We start from the raw sequence: 1175 nt of genomic DNA on the forward strand, positions 1-1175 counted from the left end.
CAAAAGCAATATCAATAATATACAACGTTTTCTCATTTTCAACAACATAATACAGTAATTTGAATTTATCTATATATGCAATTCTTAATAAATCATTATTGTAAAATGTTGGTTTACTTCTTGAAAAATCACATATCATTTTTGTTATTCTTTTTGATATTCCATTTAAATTTATATTATTTTCTCTAAAAAATATTAATACACTTTCATCAAATTCAATTTTATACACTTATCTTATTGTTCCATGAACTTTAAAGCCTCTTCAAGAGAATATGTTTTTCTCTTTCCAGCTTTAATATCTAAAACTTTTTGATACTGTTCTTTCACATATGAATCATCACAGTTTTTGATTAATTCTTCTACTTCTAACGTTTCATCTACAGTCTCCATATATTTCACCTCTTTACAATAAGTATATCATATTTTTTAAAGATTTATATATCTTTTTTTTAATCCAATAGATTTGCTTGAATTTTATTGCTTAACAGTTCTTCAAGTTTAACCAGTTCTTCATAATGACTATTTGCATACTTGAAGAATGGTTCACCTACATCTCTTGTTCTTGCTTCAACTAAATTAATTGCATTCCAAGCAATTTCTTTCAATACTAACACATCCGACATATCCATTGTAACACATGTTTTGCTTAACGATATATAATCTTCTGGTCGTTCATCTGCAAGAATTGAATTAAAAACCTCAACATATAATTCATCTGAAATCATTTCATCAATATCAGGCAAATATCCAAGAGTACATCTTAAATACCCTAATACATATTCTTCAACAACATCTAATACTGTATTACATTCTTTTAATAACTCTGCTACTATCATAACTTTTGCCTCCATATGAAAAGAACAATATTATTTTTTAATACTGTTCTTTATAAATAACTATTTAAAATTAATATCGTTTAACAATATCAATATATTTACTTTTTCTTTTTTTGATTATCGGTTATCGTCCTGATTAATTATAGATGGTATCAAACCATATAATTTTTTTAGCTATGTCATTTATTAAATAAATCACATAACATTTCTATCGCTAAAAATTATAAAACAATAACTATTTTTTTATAAGTCGCGAACCTTTGATAACGCAGATTGGAACTGCTTTTATTCACTTGTCAAGGTTCTGTTTCAAAATTTATTTTATTATTTCTTTTGTTG

Annotated in this window: 3 protein-coding genes; all 3 read right to left on the minus strand. The window is 24.8% G+C overall.

The window, feature by feature from the left end:
- Positions 1-229: hypothetical protein (locus GQF29_RS18775; protein ID WP_236916515.1), on the minus strand; the 229-nt coding region annotated here is incomplete at its 3' end.
- 5 nt (positions 230-234) lie between these two features.
- Complete coding sequence (locus GQF29_RS18485) at positions 235-390, minus strand: hypothetical protein (protein ID WP_202086640.1); 156 nt, start codon at positions 388-390, stop codon at positions 235-237.
- A 59-nt stretch (positions 391-449) separates the two neighbouring features.
- Entirely contained in the window at positions 450-836 is a 387-nt protein-coding gene (locus GQF29_RS18205) for a hypothetical protein (RefSeq protein WP_008790913.1), read from the minus strand.
- Positions 837-1175 lie beyond the last annotated feature (339 nt).

This window comes from Coprobacillus cateniformis (assembly GCF_009767585.1).
GTDB classification, from domain to species: Bacteria; Bacillota_I; Bacilli_A; order Erysipelotrichales; family Coprobacillaceae; genus Coprobacillus; species Coprobacillus cateniformis.